This is a genomic window from Pirellula sp. SH-Sr6A (genome assembly GCF_001610875.1).
GTDB lineage: Bacteria > Planctomycetota > Planctomycetia > Pirellulales > Pirellulaceae > JBKCUI01.
In genome coordinates, this window is the sequence record NZ_CP011272.1 from 2,071,488 (window position 1) to 2,092,544 (window position 21,057).

Sequence of the window (21,057 nt, forward strand, 5' to 3'; positions counted from 1 at the left end):
GTCAATTGTCACTAAACTTGGGTGGAAATTCTTGCGGCCTTGGGGGACTGGGAGCGCTGTGGGGGTTGGAGACAGGAAAGGTTGTGTCCCCTTCGTCTTGATTGCCCAGATAGGACATGAGAATCTCGTAGCGCGCGATGATATTGGTTTCGCCGAGCAGTCGGAGCTTCGCGTCGCTTGGCAAACTGACCGCATAACCAACGATGTCGGTGAGAATACCGAGAGGCAATTGGCGTGTCAGCAACTCGCCGAATGTTTTCGAACCTGAAGCATCCTGAGGGATGAGGGAACGGAACACCCCGAGAAGAGAATCACGATATCGATCGACAAGCTCTTCGCAATCAGGAGGTACATAGTCATACAAGAGTTCAACACGAGCCTGTCGGAAGGGAGTGTTGACCGAGAGTTCCGAAACGATTCGAGCCCGGTGGATGCCGGCGAGTAGGATGTTATGCCGACCGTCGTCGGTCGGGGTATGAGAAACGATGCGCCCGATGCATACGACATCCCCGATCGACGGATTCCCTTCGATCTGAGTTTCCCAGCCCGGAGTGAGGAGCGCCATCGTAATGAGGTGATCCGACTCCAGCGAATCGCTGAGCATCTCGCAGTAGCGAGGTTCAAAAATGTGCAGAGCTTGGATGACGTGTGGAAAGAGAACGAGGTTGGGAAGTGGAAACAGTCGCACCAAACCGTCGAAATCGTCAGGCAGACCAGCGTTTTCCCAATGTCCCATCCCCACAGAGCACCTCTTCGCTAACGTTTGGCAACCCGTTACCTGCAACTCGGAAACGCGAGTGTCCTAGGACTCGTCCTGACCGTGATCGACCTCGCGGTCGACAGCGAATTGTTGCAGGTCGTCTAGGTCGACAAATTCGAGCGTAGAAATATGTGTGGCACCGAGAACCAAGCGAGGCGCAACACCCGCCTCAAATGCTTCCTTCCATCTTAGCACACACAGGCACCATCGATCACCGGGAACCAAACCAGGGAAATCGTATTCAGGAACAGGGGTCGAAAGATCATTGCCGCGACTTTTTGAGAAAGCCAAGAACTCCTCGGTCACGATGGAGCAAACCAGATGGAGACCGTAATCCTCCGCCCCCGAGCGGCAACAGCCGTCCCGAAAGAACCCGGTCATCGGGTCGGTCGAACACGGCAGCAGAGGCTGTCGCCACACATTCTTTGCTTCTGGCATCTTATTCGTCTGCTACGTTGACATAGACTTTGAGCGCGCTGTTGTCTTCCACGAGGAGACGCATCATTTCTTTGTAATTGCTCAAACCTTCGACTGGATTCGTCAAGATCTTTCCGATAACGCCGGGGAACATCACCTCGGACATCGCCAAATCTTTGATACCCGATTCAAAGTGCTCGCGGTTTGCGTTCACGGAACCAACGAGAAGCTTGTTACCGAGCACCCATTCCAAGTTGATTTTGTCGGACGAGATCTCCGTCACGTGCTTCCCACCCGTGATACTGGTCCAGACTAAAACACCATTGTGGCCCAAGGCTTCCATCGCATTGAAGGCGATCGACGAGGAACCTGTCGCGTCGATAATCAGATCCGCTTTTCCAACCTTTTTTGCCAGCTGTTCCAAACTCGTCTCGGATGTCGCCACGTAGGTTGCTTCCAAGCCCTCGACGATGGAGCTCTTCAAGTGAGGGCCTTTCGCGCGGGCCAAGGTATAAACCTCCAGACCCTTCAATCGCAATACAAGCGTGGAAAGCAATCCGATTTGGCCAGCTCCGAGCACAAACGCTCGCTTGGGACTCCAAACCTTCATGCGACGCTGTGCCTCGTAGGCTTGCTGAATCGCCTTCGCCGCACAGCTCATCGGCTCCATCAAGACATGCAAGTGCTTCAATCCTTGTGGGACGCGAACGATGTAATCCTCATGATCCACAAAACGCTCGGTCAGATAACCATGCAACAGATTGATGCCGCGCTCGTAGTAGGTCTCTTCGCTCGTCATGTCATAGGTACCGATCTTATCGTAGATCGAACCACCGGGGCGTCGCACCGTGGCGGTTACGTAATCCCCAGGCTTTACGGAACGAACATTGGGTCCGACCGCTTCGACGATCCCAAACGATTCGTGTCCCAGAACAAGGTAATCGTCTCCGGGAGGCGCGTTTCCATACAGAGCATCATTGATTTCACGGTCGGTCGCGTCGACCCCCACTTTGAGCACTTTGACCAAGATGCCTTTGCCGTCCGGAATCCTGTCCAGCGAAGGAGCCGGGATATCGCGTTCATGAACACTGCTAGGAGTACCGGGACGGACAGCGATTGCTTTCATGTTTCGACTGAAAAAACGTGGGGAGATGTTCGGACTTGCGTTGCGGGAAGTATAGCGATTTTGTTGCCCCCGTCATGTCAATCGTCCAGCAATTCCCCTCCGAACTTCGTAAAATACAGGCCTGCTTCCTTGTATTCCTCCCTCCTTCCTTCCGGACTCTCTCTCCATGCAACTCGATCGACGCTCTGTTGTCCGATATATCAGCACTACCCTCCTGGGCAGCGCACTCGTCCCCGCCCTTCCCCTCGCGGGCCGATCGATGGGGGCCACCCCAAACCGGACTGACGACTCGCCCATCGAGATCCTCGATTTGCGTGTTATCAGCTGGAAAGCCCCCCTCTATCACGGCTGGCCGACTTTGGCTCGCCGCGCCAAGGGCGAGCTCATGTTGGCTTTTTCAGGAGGTAGAGAGACACACGTATGCCCCTTTGGACGTGTCGAATGGATGCGATCGAAAGACAACGGCCAGACTTGGAGCTGGCCTCAAGTCCTTTACGATGGTCCGATTGATGATCGCGATGCAGGTGTTCTCGAAACTCCCAAAGGGAGCTTGCTCGTTACCACGTTTACCTCTCTCGCCTACGAACCGATCCTCCTTAAAGCGGAGAAAGCAAAGCCGGGTGAGCCGGGAGCCTTCGCAGATCCAAAACTTCTATTGGAATGGCAAGCCGTCCATCATCGGATCGACGAAGATGCCAGGAAAAAAGAACTCGGCTGCTACATGCTCCGCTCCACCGATGGAGGGGTGACCTGGTCCAATCGCTATCGAGTCCCCTGCAATAGCCCACACGGTCCGATCCCTCTCGCCGACGGTCGGCTCCTCTATGCAGGGAAAGATCTCTGGGGAAATGATCAGGTTGGTTTCTGGCATTCGAGCGACGATGGGCTCACCTGGGAACTCCTCGCACCCGTTCCGGTCCGTCCCAGAGATAGCGCCAGCAACTATCACGAACTGCATGCCGTCCAAGCGGCCGACGGAACAATCGTTTGCCACGTTCGCAACCACAACAAAGCCAATGCGAACGAGACGCTTCAGTGTGAATCGACCGATGGAGGTCGAACCTGGTCTATGCTGCATAGCATCGGCGTTTGGGGGCTCCCATCGCATTTGATGAAGATGCGCTCGGGCCGACTCGTCATGACCTATGGCTATCGCCGAAAACCGCTCGGAAACCAAATTCGATACAGCGACGACCACGGCAAGACCTGGAGCGACGCGGTCACGCTGTCAGGGGACGGAGTCTCGGGAGATCTCGGTTATCCATCCACGGTCCAGTGCGATGATGGCACGATGGTAACCGCCTGGTACGAGAAACTCGCCGACTCCCCCCTCGCACAACTGCGTCAAGCTCGATGGAAGTGGCGGTAGTTTCACGAGCGTTAGCTAGCATTGATTCGGTGAAGGCAGGAAAAGACCGAATCCATCTTGCGTTTTCCCGATGCGAACACCGACAATCGCGGCGAGGAAGAGTCTAGGAGTGCACTTCCCAAACTCGCTCGTCGCCAATCCACTCGGGTCACGATGGCCGCTGCGCAAACGTCCGGAAACTCAGTATTTCATGAAGGTACAAGACCGGTCTATCGAGAGAGGCCGGACCGCTGGGACCATCCGATGGATCCCGAGATGTTGCAACGCGATTTATCTTGGGTCGTCACCACTCCGCCCTTTGATCAGCTAAATCTTGATTCTTACTCTTCCGTGGGGTCTCTGGAACAAATCCTGCGACATGATGCCAAGATCACACGGTACGAACCAGGCGATCTGATCATCCGCGAAGGGAATTACGGAAGCAGCGCCTATCTCGTTCTGCGTGGGTCGGTAAGGGCTTTCCTGGTATCCTTGTGGCCAGAACCCGCACTTGAATCATCCACATCCTCATGGTGGGATTTCCTGCGTCAATCGATCGGCATGGAGTCCTCGAAGAGCATTTCGGCTGCGGCCCAATCTGTCGAGTTGGAAAAGCGTTCGCACAGCCGTGTGAAGCCGAATCCTGCCAACGAGCGCCCTATTTCAACTCCCACCGAGTTGGTCGGAACCCGTGAAGGCAAAAGCTGTGTCTTCCTGCAGGACATCGAAGCGGTGCTAACCGATTACCAGTCGGAATCTCTGAGCGCGGGCACGCTTTTCGGTGAGATGGCAGCGATCACCCGAACCCCCCATCGCTTTACAGTGGTGGCCGAAGCACCAACGGTGGTTTTAGAGATTCGCTGGCAAGGCCTCCGATTGCTGCGCCGAGATCCAGGCTTTCGGGAATTTTTGGATGCACGCTACCGCACCTCAGGCCTGCATCGACATTTGCGTGAAACACCTCTTTTTCGCTTCGTCGACGATGACTCCATCAGTGCAATCGTCGCCGAAGCACGACTGGAATCCTATGGAGATATGGAGTGGTTCGCTGAATACAAAGAGAACGCGGGTCGTGACCTGAACGAACGCATTGAGCGAGAGACATTGATCGCGCAGGAGAGCAAGCCAGCGAACGACCTCTTCTTGATCCGCGCAGGATTCGCTCGAGTCAGTTTTGAGAGGGGAAATGGTCATCAAACTCTCGCCTATCTCGGCCGGGGTCAAATGTTCGGCCTGGAAGAACTTACCCATCGGTACCTCCAACCGACCCTCTCTCCTCTTCCGTACCAAACCTCGCTCCGCGCGCTCGGGTTTGTCGACGTTCTACGCATTCCTGCCGAACGGATCCTAGCTTCGGTGCTATCTCAAGTTCGGAAATCAGAGCTGCCGGGCCCCATCACCGCGCCTCGTTATGACCATCGCGGCCGGGTTGTTCCAGAAGTCCATCATCTGCAGTCTGCGCGCCAGATCAACTCCTCGTTCATCGAGTTCCTAGTCGACGAGCGGATCATGAACGGCCAGCAAACGATGCTAATCGACTTGAATTGCTGCACTGGCTGTGATGAATGCGTGAAAGCATGCGCCGCGACACACCAAGGGATACCTCGATTTCATCGAACGGGACCGCAGTTTGGAAGATTTCAATTCCCTCATGCGTGCATGCACTGTACTGATCCGGTTTGCATGATCGGCTGCCCCACCGGGGCCATTCATCGCAATACCTCGACCGGTGTCGTCTCCATCAAAGAAGACATTTGCATCGGTTGCAAAACTTGTGCGGAAAGCTGTCCCTACAACAACATTGACATGCTGGAACGGAAAGAAACGGATGGACGACCGATCTTAGATCAATCGAGCGGGCTACCCATTCTCAAAGCATCGAAGTGTGATTTATGTCAATCGCTTCCATCGGGTCCCGCATGCCAACAGGCCTGCCCACACCAAGCGCTCCTTCGGTTGAATACGAGCGATGTGAGATCCCTTACGAGCCTGCTCGCGGAAAGACCTTCCTAGTATGTCCGCCTACCCGATCACTTCATCACCCGACCTTGATCCCGTTTCGCCCGCTTCCGCGGTCCATCCCTTCGCGAAACCGATACGCACTTGGTTGGTGCGGTCGCTATGGGTGGGGGGCTTCGTCCTTTCTCTCGTTATCTATCGAAATTGGATCGAATCGAGACTCGGCAACGAAGCCTTTGCGACTGGGTACGTATTGAGTTTCGTCTGCCTCGGCTTGTGTGCTCTTGGCGTTCGCAAACGTGTTTACGGATTGGCCTTGGGCCCCGTTGCCGTTTGGCAATCGGTGCATCACTTTCTGGGAACACTCTGTCTATGCGTTTATTGCCTTCATGCGGGACTCCTCACCACCGGATGGCTTGAATCCATCCTGGCGATCCTTTTCTGGGTTATCCTCGCATCTGGAATGGTCAGTTGGTATATGAACAAACGGGGGCCTCGACTTCTACAAGCTGCCGGCAAAGCCATCCTGTTGAGCGAAATCCCCAAAGTAAAAAAAGAGGTGATGGACCAGGCCTACCATATCGCTCTGCGGGCAGCAGGAAACACGCGATGGAGCGCGATCGCGGATCTATATCGCAATCGATTGGAGGACTTCTTTCGAAAGCCGCGGTCGATGTGGTACCGCATAGCCCCGCATGGAAGAGGGCGACGACGGCTTTTGGCCGAGCTGGATCGCCTCACTCGATATCTCGATAACACGGGACAAGAATTGCAAAGGGAAATGCACGCCTGTATCCAAAAGCGGGACGACTTGGATTTTCAAGAAGCAATTCAGAAGCGGATCCGATTTTGGGCCGTATCGCACAGCTGTTTGCTGGGAGCGTTTTTGGTTACTGCGATCTTTCATGTACTTATCGCGCACTTCTTTTCAAGCCACTGGTAAATGAACAACTCGGTGCCATCATACGCGGCTTGGAGCAGGTCGATCCAATTAGGGACAACATCGCTCGTCGCACTCGTCCTGCTAGTGCTACTCCCTTCATGGAGGCAGCAAACGGTTTTGGCCCCGGGACCACTATCGCATGCCCATGCGCAACTGCTAACGTCCCAAGGGAAGACGGGCTCTCCAACCATCGATGCAAAATCGCGTTGCGCAGCCTGCCATCCGAACGCAGCAACCGAGAGCGATCCATCGATGCTTCGAGCCGTTCATGCGGTCGAGCACCCCATCGGAGTTGGACCGCAATCGCAACTCTGCCTTCAATGCCACGCCGAAACGATGCCCAATGCCATCGCCGGCACCCCCCATGATTTGATCGGCAAGGACCTGCAGGCACTCGTTCATTCGGTCTCCCAACCGGCACAGTCGGATCGCTCGAGCAATACGATGGAATGCTCGCAGTGCCACCGTGAGCATCAAGGCTCGAATGAAGATCTTCGAAGTATCACCTCAACGCGTTGCCAGTCGTGCCATCGCAAGACATTCGACTCGTTCGCGAACGGTCACCCCGAGTTCGCGAACTATCCCTCCCCTGTTCCGCGAAGCATCCCATTCGATCACGGGAAGCATCGCGATGAATACTTCTCCAAAAAACAAGCCAGCTTCGATTGCAAATCATGCCATCAGTCGGATGACAAGTCCGGCGTGGTGGGAAACATCTACCGAAGCGTTTCTTTCGAGCGAGCGTGTGCTTCCTGCCATTTGGAGCCTCTCCAAAGCGCTAGCAGCGATGGGACTTTGGTCCTGCAGTTACCCAGTTTTCAACGATCCCTTCTCGAACAGGCAGGACTGGAGTTGGGCCCTTGGCCTGATTCAGCCAGTCAGATCATGGATGGCGAGATTTCGCCGTTATGGGAAGCCTTGATCGCAAGTCAACCCGAAGGCAGCATGCTATTGAAAGCGTTGCCGAGTAGTAAACGCGTCCAAGACATCGACGTCCGAGAGAAGTCTCAATTGGAGCTCGTCGTCAAGCTCGCATCGACCATGCGCGATGCGTTGAAGTCTTGGACGAAAGACGGTCAATCCGCCTTTCGGAAGGTCATCGCGAGCGACACCGACGCACTTTTCGCACACCTCAACGCAATGCCGCAACCGACCCTCTCTCTCGGCGAGAATCCCAACGCATCCCATGTCGCGTCGCTCACTCTAAACAAACCAACACTAACGCCGCGCGACCAATGGCTCGATCGAATCGCATCAGGGATTCCAACCGATCTGATCCGGGATGCTTATCGACGCTGGTTCGCTAGCGGCACACAGCCTCCTCCGGTGAGTACTCGCATTCGACAACCGAGCCCGTCGCTGGCCAAGGCTCGCATGCAGCCCCCCGGGGATGACGACCTCTTGCTTCCCGACAATGCGTCGTTGCTTCCAGCAGATGGCAATCTACTAGAAGGCCCCTCCACCCTCGGACCCACGGCACAAGGACCGAATGAGGAGCCGCTCAAAACGTGGCAGCATATGCCTTTTGGCGGCTGGATGCTCGATGACGCCCGCGTGGCTTTGATCTACATCCCTCAGCCTCACGCAGACCCCTGGCTCAGTCGTTGGCTGGAATGGCAATCCTTCCGCAGTCGTTCATCCACGCAGCCCACCTCGCCTCCGCTCGATTCCTACACTGTATTCAGTGCAACGATGCGTTTAGAAAAGCAGTGTGTCCAGTGCCATAACATTGGGATCGATGGTCTCGCGAACAACCCGATCTCCAATGCAGCTTGGAAGATTCAACAAAGATCTGCATCTATCAAGCGTATCACACGGTTCGACCACACTCCTCACCTCACAATCCTATCCTTGAGGAATTGTGAGACCTGCCACGTGCTTGCCCCCCCGGCCCATGCGATGGGCGGGGTCGGTTCGCAAGGTTGGTCCGAGCAAGGAAGGACAGTCCATCACGAGTTCCAGACGATGAACAAAGCCGACTGTGCGCGTTGCCATCAACGGCAATCTGCCGGCGATCAATGTACACAGTGCCATCACTATCACGTCCACCAATTCGAGCGCGAAGTCTCAACCGATCTCCCTCTGCCCATGATCGGGGGACGCGAAGTATTCCCGTCGATGCGACTTGCCCGTTAGCGTGCCCGTCGTCGCAAAAAACCACCCGCAACAAATACGACGGACACAAGCCACAGTGTGCCCGGCTCAGGAACGGCGGTGATACGCCATGCCAAGCCAAATCGGGTCGCGATGTCCGACGATATTTCTAGAGCGTATCGGCCGGAGGACAAATTCATCAAATAAAGGTGCTCGACGTTATCGACGGGGCTATCGCTAAATGCGACCAGCGAACCAATCCCAGCATCGGTCGCTTCGTAGAGCCGCATACTCATATTCGCAACGGTGAACTCGTTGAGATCGAAGTTACCGTTGGCGTCCTCGTAATGCGCATTCCACGTCAGCAAGATCGAAGCCTCGGAGATGCTACCTCCCGGCGACACTTCGAAAGTCCAGAACTGATTGCTGTTTGCTTGTGCCTCCCCCAAATCCCAGCCAAAAAGACCACTATTGGATGTTGGAAAACCTGAGGTTCCGTTGAACTCCCCCCCTTCGAGAATCTTGTAGCTGTTGTAAACATCTACCTCGCCCGCACCGAAGATCGAGTCCAAAGGCCGAGTGCTCGTATTCGACCAACCTGCGATCGGAGACTTGTCCGCCCCCGCCATAATAATCGCCTTCATAGCCTCGGGAGCGCGTGCGTTGGCCATGTTCAAATTGTTGGCAGCGGAATGCAGGAATGTCGCCGTCGAACTGACGATGGGAGTCGCAAAGCTGGTAGCTTCGTCGGGCGCGACAATGTCAGGCTTCGTTCTGCCGGTTACACCGATGGTTGTCACCCCATAACTGTGGTTTCCATCTGTCCTACCGACGACCAGGGAGTTGTAGGATTGGCCATAAATCTGAGGAACGGCTCCGGTCCCATTGTTCAATGCAACCACATTGGTGAAGGCATCGCGATTGATGGTGTGGTCCATTCTCGCATTCACTTCCACTCCTGCGCTCGCGGGAATCAAGTCTGCAACGAAGGAATGGTTCATCACCGCGACGTTCGTCGGCAGTGGTTGAAGACCTGACGCTAGCCCCTGCTGATTGAACACAAAGAACTCGGCGTCATAAACATCGACTTGAGAAACACCGGGCGCGATGCTCCAGGTGTTTCCGATGAAGTTCCTAGCGACCGTCGTCGCATGCGAGGATTGGGCTGGGGTGGTAGCTGGACCTAGATTGCTAAACGATTTGCCCGCAAATTCAGGCGATCCTGTATTGGGAAAATAGGTCACACTGTCGCCGGAAGCCTCCACCAACCCGACTCGCAATCCTGCCGCGGTCGGAACAGGGATCCCACGTCCATTCAGTTCTTGAACCAGTTTCGTGTAGCCAATCGCGGCCTGGTATTGAGCGCAAGCCCCTTGCATCGGAGCCAAGGTCAACAGGGAAGCGCCAAAGAAAGCAGCAAGCAATTTCGAGACGTTGCGCATGGCTAGACCGTGTCATCCATCATGAGTCTTCGCAGGGGGAAACCAGTTCGGGCGACTTTGGAGCTTGCTCTAGTCTAGTTACACAACTGGCCCGGGGCGAATTTTTTTGAGCGACATTCAGCGGTGAGGCGTTTGAAGCAGTTGTCTATTCCTTCCAAAACTCCCACCATTTTCTACTAGGCTCGGTGACCTCGTGCATTGTAAATGTCGCCTTGGGCACCGTCCTCATAGGCTGCGTCGTGTTGGTGCTGCTGGATCGCTGACGAGGCGCCTGCATTCCTGGATCGGAATCGGAAGCATACTCGACTTTAAGTGTCACCGAACCGATTTGAATCAAATCTCCAGGAATCAGGGAATGAATCGACTTGATCCGCTCTCCATTGACATAGGTACCGTTCATGGAGCCCATGTCTCGGATTTGCAATGCTTCGTCCGGCCCGAGCAGCAACTGACTATGCGAACGACTGATCGAAGCATCATCGATACAGACCTGCGCGTCCACGCTGCGTCCAATGACCGCGGGGAGACGCAGATTCCAGCCGTGAACTTCGTCTAACGAAACCAGTCGATAGTACATGTCGAATTCTTCCAGGACAAGGAAAAGAAGGAAGATCGGAAAAGAGGAGAAGACCGCCCGAGAAAAATCACGAGCGGCCTTCAATTGTAAATCGAATGCGGGTGAAAAGGCTACCGCGTCGATGGATTTCCAGAAGATCGAATCTCGGATTCGCCAGGCCCGATCGCCTCCATTTGCCGAACGGTCGGCGAGTACCGCACATTGGGAGGTAAGACACCATAGGGGCGAGGATTGGTACCGGGGAAGTCCATGTTCACGCCAGGACCATAGTCTTCTTGAACGCCACTCCAGTATCCATTCGCGTCGACATCGAACGCCTCCAAATCGAAGAAGAGTTCGGTTCGGTCAATAATGTAATTGACGTGTTGTCGCGCGATCGTACTCAATGCGTTCGTGTAAGCTTGCTGGGCCTCGAGAAAGTCCCGGGCTGCCACGTTTTGGACAGCTAGTTGCAGCCGCAGTCGTGTACTGATCACTCGCTCGTACGCCAACGCAGCACTGGCTACCGCAATCGTATACTGATTGCGGTCCAACGCGAGCTGTCGCAAGTCTTCCCGAATATCGAGTTTGACGGAATCCTCAGCCGCGATGAGATTCCGGAGCCCGACGTTGTAATTGATCAACGCCGATCGGAAATTGTTGCGTTGCAATCGACGATTGAGCGGAGTGTCCAATGCGACGCTCAGCCTGGTCTCGCTGTCATCGAACGAGAAATCGAACGGATTGCTCGAACCCGATTTTGTCCCCAAGATCTGCGTCGCTCGCAAATCGACGATCGACTTCAAATCATCGCCTGCCAACTTAATCCGCCGCCAAGAATCGGCGAGCTCTCCCCGCTGATTCATCAGATCCAGTCGCTGCACCAAACCTGTCAATAGTGCCTCGTCGTGATCCAAAACAATCTCATCCCAACCGTCTGGACCATTCGCGAGTAGCCGATCGCTCAAGTCAATCGTCTTGTCGACGGTACTGGCAAGAATCGATTCCATCGAACTCCCATCACGTCGAATCATCGACTCGGTCGCCTGACCGGCTAATTGCTCTATGGCTTGCACGAGTTGCACAGCGTCGTTCTGACGATTCGGTATCTCCTCAAACAGGGAGATGGAAGTGAGATCGGCCCCTGATTTAAGACCGTTGGAAATCTGCTCCAAAAAGCGTGTCAGGACCATGAGTCGTTCCGCATATTGATCGCGAAGACCGCGTATGGTCGCCAGACGCCCCGGATCGGCTGCAAGCTGATTCGAGGCCAAAGCCAAGTCGATGACTTGCAATTCCGCGGAACAAAATTCCACTGCTCGGATCAAGATCCGCAAGGGTGGAGCCGGGACCTCCGACGACATCTGACTTTCTAATTCCGACTTCAGAATATCGACCTGCATGCGCACCCCGAGGACCTGTAACTGCTGCTGCAACTCCTCTAGCTCGCGTTTCGCAGCCAGAATCGCATCCAATCGCTCTTGCTGCGAATCCGTGTCCATCGGTTCGTCGGAATTGACTTTCTCTTCGATACGAAGTTGAATTCGTAGAATGTTCGCCATGCGGTCGGCGAGAACTTCGGCGACATTTGCAAGAGTCGTATTGTCCACCGCCGAGAGGCCTCTCGCTGTCAGCAATTCAGTGCGAGCGCGATTGATCATCTGCCGTGCAACACTCAATTCGTCGCGAAGTGAAATCGACTCCAGTTCACTCAGGTCGACGACCAACACTGTTTCAGTAGGTAGTCCGATTCGGAACTTTAGCTGATCCAAGGCCGCTTCGAGGGTGAAACAGTTGTTCACCAAATTGCTGCGCGTTCTCAATACGTTTTGCTCGAACTGATCGACCTGAATCCGAGGGATTTTCTCCGCTGTCCTGTACTCCGCTTGGCTTTGAATGAACCCTCGCAAATTGGTGAAATAGTCCTGGGCATTGATCTCGATACCCCGGTAATTCAATAGAAGGTTGTAGTATTGGTTTGCGATATCGCGAAACAATTGCTTGCGAAAACGTACGTACTCGCGCGCAGCATAGACAACGTCTCGTTCCGATTGAGTCAACAGTTCAAACCGGATGTCACGTTGGAAGACAGTCTGCTGGAAGTCGAAGATCATCTCCGAGCTGATGTCGGTCGCGAACCCTGAGGGGCCATTGAATGTAAGAACGATGCTATTCGCGAATCGAGCGAGAAACTCACCCCCTGTTGCGAGAGTTCTTTCCACTCCAATTCCCGATGGGATGCCCAATGTATTATTGGTAATCCCCGCGCTGTTCGCGTGACGGTAGTTGGCAGCCGCTCCGTTTCCAAACGGCGAGGGATTGAGCTCGAACTGGTAGCGTTGGCGCGTCAGCACGAGTGCCGCTCGATAGAGAAGCTCTTTCCGAGTTTGGAACTCGCGAGAGTTGATCATCGCGAGCTCCATCAATTGCGGCAGAGCCAGTTGTTGCACCTGAGATGAAATCAGTTCTTCATCGGAAGACGGGAAGGATTGACGGTATTCGGCTCGCAACGACTCGAATTCAAACATGCGATCCCGGCAGCTTTCTGGCAACACACTCCAAGCTTGCTGCGGAATCACGACTCGGTTCGCAATGCTCCCCACCGATGGGCCATTGCTACCGATGGGAGCCTGTTCCTCCTGCGAATCGGACGCTTTTCCAGCCTCATCCGTGGTTTCCGCTTGGGCCGAGGGCGAACTGGGGGACGAATCACTGAACGAAGCTTGGACTACCGCCCCTTTCTCCTCGAGGGGTTTTTCGCTCGGCATTGATGGGGCTGTCTCCTCATCTAACGGAACGCTCCATCGAGCTGCAGCGGGAGGTAGACTCGAACCTTGGGGGGACGCGGTTCGCAACGGTGGTATTTCGTAACCATACAAGACAGGCTTGGGCGTCGGGAGTTGGGGACAGTCTGGATTGGTAGGGTCGTAGAAACGAGACCGAACATCGGGGCGAATCGAAAAGCTAGGAGGTACCGGTTCCGAGAGGAACGTCGACTTCTCTCGAACAATACCGTAGACATCGCGGTCCGCTGCGGTCCTGTACTTGGTTCGCGAACATCCCACAGGGAGGGACATGGCTAGGGCCAATAGGAGAAGAAGCGGTTTTTGCATCGGTGGGAAAGGCAAGCGGGGATGGCAAACAGTACCACTTAGGAAATCGGCACGCTCTGTATCGATTCTCCAGCTTGTGCAACTTTTTCCGCGGTAAGAAATCGCGAGTCGTCACTCCTGACCACAGGATAGGGACTTTGGAGGACTTATTGGTGACGCAGCGCTTCGATGGGACTCATACTGGCGGCCTTGTATGCGGGATACACGCCAAAGACGATCCCAATCCCAACCGAGATTCCAAACGCGACAACGATGGAGAGAAGACTGGTGGATGTCTGAATCCCAACCACCCAGGAAACCACAATGGGAATGAGTACCCCCACCACAACGCCGAGTATTCCCCCGCTGGTACTCAGAACGGTCGTCTCCATGAGGAATTGGAGAATGATGTGCCGCTTCTTCGCGCCGATCGCGCGACGGATTCCAATTTCTCGCGTTCTTTCGGTGACAGTTGCGAGCATGATATTCATGATTCCAATGCCACCGACCAGGAGCGAGATTCCCGCGATAGAACCGAGCACCAAATTCCAAAGTCGCTTCTCCCGCTCGGCTTGTTGAAGCAATTCGAGCGGCACCTGCACTTCGTAGTCCCCTTTCCCTCCATGGTTCTTGGCGAGAACACTGCGAACGACCGAAGCGACTGGCCGAACTTGATTTTGGTCCGGTAGCTCGATCGTGATTTCGCTCAGTTCAACCCGAACATATTGACGAGATCCTGTCTCGACCAACCGCTGCACAACTCCCATGCGGTTCTGCGCTGACGTGATTGGAATGAACAGATCTCGATTCTGATCGCTTGCTTCCTTGCTGATCGTGCGAGCGGTACCACTATCTCCGTAAGAGACAACACCGACGACGCGGTATGCGTCGTCGCCCACCAGAAGCGATTGCCCTAGGGGATCGTCAAACCCGAACAAGTCGGTCGCGATCGATTGGCCGATTACGATGACATTGGCCGAACGAGCCACTTCGTCAGCGTTGAAGAATCGACCTCGAAGCGGGAGTTCCTTCACGTCAGGTAATCGTTCGGTGGTGGCTACGATACGAGCCCCCTTGACGTTCCGTTTTGCATGCTGCAAATTCTTTTTGTGAAACACCGCAGGAACCACGGTCGATTGATCGAGCCGCAATGATTCGAGAGCGCGCAAATCGGCGAAACTCAATCCGTAGGCCAGAACATTGGTCGAAGTCGTCGAAGATGGGATTTCGTTCGTCTGAGGCTTCACACTTCGAACGATGACATTGGCCGACCCAAGCTTTCGGATTTGCTCCAAGGCCTCTTTCTTCGAGCCCTCTCCAATCGAAAGCATCGCAATTACCGACGCCACTCCCAAGATGGTTCCAAGGAGAGTCAACACACTGCGAAGTTTGTGCAACAACAGATTTCGCAGGGCAAGTCGATACGTCGCGAATAGCAAGTATTTTTCCTCTCTGGATCCGAAACTCGGGTGCAACTAGGTGCTTGTATCGGACGCTGGTTTCTCATCAAACACCGCGGTCGCCAGGTCTTGAGCGTTGATCGCGATGGATTCTCCCTCCTCCAAGCCGCTGAGGACATGAACACGTGTATCGCTCGACTCTCCAAGTTCGACAGGCTTGGGCTGCAATCGATTCGATGCATCACGCACCAAGACGTAGGTTTTGGAATCCTTTTCGAGAATGGCGTGGAGCGGAATGGTCAAAACATCGGGAATGTTTTGGACCATGATCTCCGAAACTGCCGTCATACCCGGTTTGAGTCCAGCGACCGATTCATCGATATTGATAATGGTCTGATACACCTTGGTGTCGTTTCCCGACCAGCTGTTCTGTTCAGGTAGTACCGCGACCGATTTAACGGTGCCTCGATAACTCTTTTGCGGGAATGCATCGACGGTGACTCGCACTTGGAGGCCGGGGCGCACCTGATCCAACGCCGACTCGTGGATTCGCGTTTCCACTTGCATCGCATCTAAGTTGGGAATCGACAAAAGCTTTTGTCGGAAGATAACCGGGATTCCTTCTCGAACTTCCATGGAGCGATTGTTGGGATACGCCACCATACCGGATTGAGGTGCGTAAACTTTGCACTTCTCAAGCTGGGCGCGATACCTCGCCAGTCGTTCTTCTTCCTTCTTGAGCGACTCGTCCTTGGCCCGCATCAATGCCTGTACCTGAGCAAGCCTAGCTTCGTTATTTCGAAGCACTTGCTCAAGCGATCGCTTGGCCGTTGCGACTTTCCCCTCTAGTCCCAGCAGTTCCTTTCGCTGCTCGTAGACCTGCATTTTCTTTAAGGTCGAAAGCTCGGTCTGAAGTTGGTTGAGTTTCGCAGCAAACGTCCCCTCTGCTTGTAGATACGTCAGTTCAATCCGACGAACTTCGTTTCGGTTCGCATACCCGAGTTTGAAGAGAGACTGGATTCCGCGATGCTCTTCTCGTCGAAGCTCCATGGTGGCCTGGGCCGAGAGGATCTCGTTGTTCACATCATCGATGCGACGCTTGTTGGCATCGACTGCAAGCTTTTGCGTGCCGTTTTCTTTGTCGATGTACATCTCGAGTTCAAGCTCCGCGAGCTTGACCAGCAGCTCCGCCTCTGCTTTCGCGGTCGTGTTCATCGTGATCTGATTCTTCAGATTCGCATCCGCCTGGATCTTTTCGGCGAGTGCATTCTCCGTGTAGAGGGTTTGCTCATCGAGCGCTTCTTGCATCGGATTGGAATCCAGCTCGAGAACCAAATCATCCTTCTGAACGGATGCCCCGTTGGGAATCATCCACAAGACGGTCGTTCCATTGATATTGTCCTTGCGAACGTCTTCCACTTCGCAGACCAGATCGATGTTGGACTGGCTTTCCAGGGAGCCGCGTTCGAGGACCACGATCTCCAAATTCGATCGTTCCACCGACTGCCACACGGCTTGCGAAGCAAGGTGGCTGAAATTGTTTCCTCGTCGATAACTGCTCCAACCATACGCCCCTCCCGCCAATATGACGAGCAGGGCGATCCAAATCCGCGCCCTGGAAACCAACTGCCGGGTCTTCCAAACGCGGTGCGATGCGTCGCGTGCAGACGATTCTTCCAAACTCATAACTGTGCCTCCAAATGGAACCACAGAGTGTGACACGGAGGGCAATTCGCAGGCATTCGGAAAAGTCATCCGATGCGATAGCTAGCATTGGATACGTTCTCCGGTAGCAGAATGCGAGTTGCTGTGTCTTTGCCGCTCTCTCTGGTGGGGTGGGATACGAAAGGTGGGGTGGGTAGGTGGGTGCGGAACGGGTCAAGCTTCGCAAAGGAAGCCTACGCCAGCTTCTCCTATCGAAGCCAGCGCCGCTCCTCCTCCAAGAGTAATGGAAGAATCGCCGAAAATCAACCTGCGTCTCCATTGTCCGTCGGTGGCAACCCTTAGATCTTTCAATCGGGTAGGAGGCGGGATTACTCCCGCCGTCCTCCCACACCACCGTACGTACGGTTCCGTATACGGCGGTTCAGGTCTAACGACGATTCAGCTCAGTGCCTTTCTGGACGAGGCTTATCAGCCCAAGTTGCGTGAGGTGGCGAGTAGGCAGGGCCTGATTCATGTGGCTAGCGCCAGCATTCCACCAGGGGCCATGACCATTGCCAGCACAGACCCACGCTCGCACGCGGTCAATGCCAAGGCGAGTCAGTTCGCGGGCTCGTTTGGGCGGACGCTTCCATTGGCGCCAGTAGATGGCGCGTAACTTCCTGCGTAACCAGCTATCAAGTTCCTCGAACGTTTTCTTCACTTCACTCTTCCGGTAGTACGACACCCAACCGATCAGGACCGGCTGCAACTGAGCAAGCACCGTACGCACATTGCGACCTCGTGCCTTGCGGAGTTCCTCGCGTAGGCGACCCTTGAAGCGTTTGACCGATTCAGGAGACACCTTAAACTTCGGTTGGTGATGGTGCGTGAACGTATAGCCCAGGAACTTGCGGTTCCAGGGGCGGTCCACGGCACTCTTGGCTCGATTCACTGTCAGTCGCAGTTTCTCGCTCAGGAAGCGTTCGACACCATTAAGCACTCGCTCACCGGCGCGGTGACTGCGAACGTAAATGTTACAGTCATCAGCGTAGCGAACGAATTTGTGGCCTCGGCGTTCCAGCTCCTTGTCCAGCTCATCGAGCAGGACGTTGGACAGAAGCGGTGATAAGGGACCGCCTTGCGGCGTTCCCTCGCTGCGTGGACTCACGATGCCGCCTTCCATGATGCCAGCTTGCAGATACAAGCGGATCAGTTTCAGGATGCGTTTGTCTTGGATCTGACGTGCAAGGCGACTCATCAGGATGTCGTGATTGACGCGATCGAAGAACTTTTCCAAGTCCATGTCGACAACCCAGCGATGCCCTGAAGCAATGTGTTCCTTGGCACGATCCAACGCCTGATGCGTACTCCGGCCTGGGCGAAACCCAAAGCTAGAATCCGAAAACATTGGATCGTAGAGCCTCGTGAGCACTTGCAGTAAAGCTTGCTGGATCAAGCGATCTAGCACTGTCGGTATGCCCAGCATGCGCATCCCTTTGCCACCGGGTTTAGGTATTTCTACCTTTCGCACAGGGCTCGGACGATACGTTCCGCTGAACAGTTCTTCCCGGTGGCGTTCCCAATGCTCTCGGCAGTAGCCTGGCAGTTCATCGACGGTCACCCCATCAACGCCTGCGGCTCCTTTATTACCGACAACACGGCTCAACGCCTGCAACATATTGCTGCGGCTTAGCACCTCCTCCATCGTGACGGTGACTGAATGTTCAGTGTTCTCATTGCATGCCGGAAGTGTTTGACGCGCGTACGAATTACCCTCAGCGGTTCCGCCGCATACTCTTGTTCGCCGCTCAGGCTTCTCAGCCGTCATCTCTGCGTCTACCTCACATCACGAATACTTTGCACCAAACGGTTAAACTTGTTCGGCCCTTCGTCAGCTAAAGCCTCCGACTACTATGGCCTCTGCTGACTTCTACGGTGACATCGTAACCTCTTGCGAGGCAACTAGCTTTGCAGCATCCCCGTAGATCTCTCAGGGTAAGACGCGTAACTTTCCTCTCGTATATTCGCCGCATATACGCCGACTCGGTCCGAATGACATTGGGCTTTGAATCTTCGTGCCTTCTCGCCCACCGGGTCGTCGCCTCGTATACGGTTCGTGTACCTCGAACCGAGAGTTTGCCTGCTGCTTCCTTCAGATTCAGAGTTGCCCCTGACACCCTTGCAGTCGACTAGGAGTTCCTGTCATCAAGGCCTCCATCGGGACTTGCACCCGACAAGTTACTTCCTGGTTCACTTTCGCTTGCCAGTTGCGAGCGTCAGTCAATGACGCTCCGCGTCATGCCTGACGCACATCGGGTAGGAGGCGGGATTACTCCCGCCGTCCTCCCACACCACCGTACGTACGGTTCCGTATACGGCGGTTCAGGTCTAACGACGATTCAGCTCAGTGCCTTTCTGGACGAGGCTTATCAGCCCAAGTTGCGTGAGGTGGCGAGTAGGCAGGGCCTGATTCATGTGGCTAGCGCCAGCATTCCACCAGGGGCCATGACCATTGCCAGCACAGACCCACGCTCGCACGCGGTCAATGCCAAGGCGAGTCAGTTCGCGGGCTCGTTTGGGCGGACGCTTCCATTGGCGCCAGTAGATGGCGCGTAACTTCCTGCGTAACCAGCTATCAAGTTCCTCGAACGTTTTCTTCACTTCACTCTTCCGGTAGTACGACACCCAACCGATCAGGACCGGCTGCAACTGAGCAAGCACCGTACGCACATTGCGACCTCGTGCCTTGCGGAGTTCCTCGCGTAGGCGACCCTTGAAGCGTTTGACCGATTCAGGAGACACCTTAAACTTCGGTTGGTGATGGTGCGTGAACGTATAGCCCAGGAACTTGCGGTTCCAGGGGCGGTCCACGGCACTCTTGGCTCGATTCACTGTCAGTCGCAGTTTCTCGCTCAGGAAGCGTTCGACACCATTAAGCACTCGCTCACCGGCGCGGTGACTGCGAACGTAAATGTTACAGTCATCAGCGTAGCGAACGAATTTGTGGCCTCGGCGTTCCAGCTCCTTGTCCAGCTCATCGAGCAGGACGTTGGACAGAAGCGGTGATAAGGGACCGCCTTGCGGCGTTCCCTCGCTGCGTGGACTCACGATGCCGCCTTCCATGATGCCAGCTTGCAGATACAAGCGGATCAGTTTCAGGATGCGTTTGTCTTGGATCTGACGTGCAAGGCGACTCATCAGGATGTCGTGATTGACGCGATCGAAGAACTTTTCCAAGTCCATGTCGACAACCCAGCGATGCCCTGAAGCAATGTGTTCCTTGGCACGATCCAACGCCTGATGCGTACTCCGGCCTGGGCGAAACCCAAAGCTAGAATCCGAAAACATTGGATCGTAGAGCCTCGTGAGCACTTGCAGTAAAGCTTGCTGGATCAAGCGATCTAGCACTGTCGGTATGCCCAGCATGCGCATCCCTTTGCCACCGGGTTTAGGTATTTCTACCTTTCGCACAGGGCTCGGACGATACGTTCCGCTGAACAGTTCTTCCCGGTGGCGTTCCCAATGCTCTCGGCAGTAGCCTGGCAGTTCATCGACGGTCACCCCATCAACGCCTGCGGCTCCTTTATTACCGACAACACGGCTCAACGCCTGCAACATATTGCTGCGGCTTAGCACCTCCTCCATCGTGACGGTGACTGAATGTTCAGTGTTCTCATTGCATGCCGGAAGTGTTTGACGCGCGTACGAATTACCCTCAGCGGTTCCGCCGCATACTCTTGTTCGCCGCTCAGGCTTCTCAGCCGTCATCTCTGCGTCTACCTCACATCACGAATACTTTGCACCAAACGGTTAAACTTGTTCGGCCCTTCGTCAGCTAAAGCCTCCGACTACTATGGCCTCTGCTGACTTCTACGGTGACATCGTAACCTCTTGCGAGGCAACTAGCTTTGCAGCATCCCCGTAGATCTCTCAGGGTAAGACGCGTAACTTTCCTCTCGTATATTCGCCGCATATACGCCGACTCGGTCCGAATGACATTGGGCTTTGAATCTTCGTGCCTTCTCGCCCACCGGGTCGTCGCCTCGTATACGGTTCGTGTACCTCGAACCGAGAGTTTGCCTGCTGCTTCCTTCAGATTCAGAGTTGCCCCTGACACCCTTGCAGTCGACTAGGAGTTCCTGTCATCAAGGCCTCCATCGGGACTTGCACCCGACAAGTTACTTCCTGGTTCACTTTCGCTTGCCAGTTGCGAGCGTCAGTCAATGACGCTCCGCGTCATGCCTGACGCACACGAAGAAAGCCTGGATTTCTCCAG

At 54.8% G+C, this 21,057-nt stretch carries 14 protein-coding genes; 4 read left to right on the plus strand and 10 right to left on the minus strand.

Going from position 1 to position 21,057, the window contains the following annotated elements; translation table 11 throughout:
- Position 1 precedes the first annotated feature (1 nt).
- The 3 genes from VN12_RS08205 to VN12_RS08215 all read right to left on the minus strand — a co-directional run bounded on the left by VN12_RS08205 (position 2) and on the right by VN12_RS08215 (position 2,303).
- Positions 2-736, minus strand: a complete 735-nt coding sequence (locus tag VN12_RS08205) for an LON peptidase substrate-binding domain-containing protein (protein WP_146676368.1) — start codon at positions 734-736, stop codon at positions 2-4.
- Between the two features lie 66 nt (positions 737-802).
- Positions 803-1,198 carry a DUF2237 family protein gene (locus VN12_RS08210; RefSeq protein WP_146676369.1) on the minus strand — a complete coding sequence of 132 codons (396 nt, stop codon included), beginning with the start codon at positions 1,196-1,198 and terminating at the stop codon, positions 803-805.
- Between the two features lies 1 nt (position 1,199).
- Positions 1,200-2,303 (minus strand): glucose 1-dehydrogenase, encoded by a 1,104-nt coding sequence (locus tag VN12_RS08215; protein WP_146676370.1) that lies wholly within the window; start codon positions 2,301-2,303, stop codon positions 1,200-1,202.
- Positions 2,304-2,469: 166 nt separating this feature from the next.
- On the opposite strand from VN12_RS08215, the gene VN12_RS08220 reads away from it, so the two are divergent.
- The 4 genes from VN12_RS08220 to VN12_RS08235 are packed head-to-tail and all read left to right on the plus strand — an operon-like array spanning position 2,470 to position 8,689.
- A complete protein-coding gene (locus VN12_RS08220; RefSeq protein ID WP_240491360.1) occupies positions 2,470-3,672 on the plus strand; it encodes a sialidase family protein in 1,203 nt (400 codons plus the stop codon).
- 57 nt (positions 3,673-3,729) lie between these two features.
- The gene (locus tag VN12_RS08225; RefSeq protein ID WP_146676371.1) at positions 3,730-5,664 is read left to right on the plus strand and encodes a cyclic nucleotide-binding domain-containing protein; all 1,935 of its coding nucleotides are present in this window, start codon (positions 3,730-3,732) and stop codon (positions 5,662-5,664) included.
- 1 nt (position 5,665) lies between these two features.
- A complete protein-coding gene (locus VN12_RS08230; protein WP_146676372.1) occupies positions 5,666-6,553 on the plus strand; it encodes a hypothetical protein in 888 nt (295 codons plus the stop codon).
- Between the two features lie 12 nt (positions 6,554-6,565).
- Positions 6,566-8,689, plus strand: coding sequence for a hypothetical protein (locus VN12_RS08235; protein ID WP_146676373.1), 2,124 nt, complete (start codon positions 6,566-6,568; stop codon positions 8,687-8,689).
- On the opposite strand, the gene VN12_RS08240 is transcribed toward VN12_RS08235, so the two are convergent.
- The 7 genes from VN12_RS08240 to ltrA (VN12_RS08270) form a co-directional block, all read right to left on the minus strand.
- Positions 8,686-10,089, minus strand: coding sequence for a PEP-CTERM sorting domain-containing protein (locus VN12_RS08240; RefSeq protein ID WP_146676374.1), 1,404 nt, complete (start codon positions 10,087-10,089; stop codon positions 8,686-8,688). The genes VN12_RS08235 and VN12_RS08240 overlap by 4 nt on opposite strands.
- Before the next feature lie 145 nt (positions 10,090-10,234).
- Positions 10,235-10,666, minus strand: coding sequence for an FHA domain-containing protein (locus VN12_RS08245; RefSeq protein WP_146676375.1), 432 nt, complete (start codon positions 10,664-10,666; stop codon positions 10,235-10,237).
- Between the two features lie 110 nt (positions 10,667-10,776).
- Positions 10,777-13,758: a TolC family protein gene (locus VN12_RS08250; protein WP_146676376.1), complete on the minus strand. Its 2,982-nt coding sequence runs from the start codon at positions 13,756-13,758 to the stop codon at positions 10,777-10,779.
- Between the two features lie 146 nt (positions 13,759-13,904).
- Positions 13,905-15,176, minus strand: a complete 1,272-nt coding sequence (locus tag VN12_RS08255) for an ABC transporter permease (protein WP_168164289.1) — start codon at positions 15,174-15,176, stop codon at positions 13,905-13,907.
- A gap of 36 nt (positions 15,177-15,212) precedes the next feature.
- Positions 15,213-16,823 carry an efflux RND transporter periplasmic adaptor subunit gene (locus tag VN12_RS08260; protein ID WP_168164290.1) on the minus strand — a complete coding sequence of 537 codons (1,611 nt, stop codon included), beginning with the start codon at positions 16,821-16,823 and terminating at the stop codon, positions 15,213-15,215.
- A gap of 406 nt (positions 16,824-17,229) precedes the next feature.
- Positions 17,230-18,486: a group II intron reverse transcriptase/maturase gene (ltrA, locus tag VN12_RS08265; protein WP_205855087.1), complete on the minus strand. Its 1,257-nt coding sequence runs from the start codon at positions 18,484-18,486 to the stop codon at positions 17,230-17,232.
- A gap of 683 nt (positions 18,487-19,169) precedes the next feature.
- A complete protein-coding gene (gene ltrA / locus VN12_RS08270; RefSeq protein ID WP_205855087.1) occupies positions 19,170-20,426 on the minus strand; it encodes a group II intron reverse transcriptase/maturase in 1,257 nt (418 codons plus the stop codon).
- Between the last annotated feature and the right edge of the window lie 631 nt (positions 20,427-21,057).

Bases quoted from the DNA above. Each gene is read 5' to 3' on its own strand.
- VN12_RS08220 (WP_240491360.1), top strand. From the start codon at position 2,470: ATGCAACTCGATCGACGCTCTGTTGTCCGATATATCAGCACTACCCTC.
- VN12_RS08205 (WP_146676368.1), bottom strand. From the start codon at position 736: ATGGGACATTGGGAAAACGCTGGTCTGCCTGACGATTTCGACGGTTTG.
- ltrA (WP_205855087.1), bottom strand. From the start codon at position 18,486: ATGGAGGAGGTGCTAAGCCGCAGCAATATGTTGCAGGCGTTGAGCCGT.
- VN12_RS08210 (WP_146676369.1), bottom strand. From the start codon at position 1,198: ATGCCAGAAGCAAAGAATGTGTGGCGACAGCCTCTGCTGCCGTGTTCG.
- ltrA (WP_205855087.1), bottom strand. From the start codon at position 20,426: ATGGAGGAGGTGCTAAGCCGCAGCAATATGTTGCAGGCGTTGAGCCGT.
- VN12_RS08260 (WP_168164290.1), bottom strand. From the start codon at position 16,823: ATGAGTTTGGAAGAATCGTCTGCACGCGACGCATCGCACCGCGTTTGG.
- VN12_RS08250 (WP_146676376.1), bottom strand. From the start codon at position 13,758: ATGCAAAAACCGCTTCTTCTCCTATTGGCCCTAGCCATGTCCCTCCCT.
- VN12_RS08240 (WP_146676374.1), bottom strand. From the start codon at position 10,089: ATGCGCAACGTCTCGAAATTGCTTGCTGCTTTCTTTGGCGCTTCCCTG.
- VN12_RS08215 (WP_146676370.1), bottom strand. From the start codon at position 2,303: ATGAAAGCAATCGCTGTCCGTCCCGGTACTCCTAGCAGTGTTCATGAA.
- VN12_RS08245 (WP_146676375.1), bottom strand. From the start codon at position 10,666: ATGTACTATCGACTGGTTTCGTTAGACGAAGTTCACGGCTGGAATCTG.
- VN12_RS08230 (WP_146676372.1), top strand. From the start codon at position 5,666: ATGTCCGCCTACCCGATCACTTCATCACCCGACCTTGATCCCGTTTCG.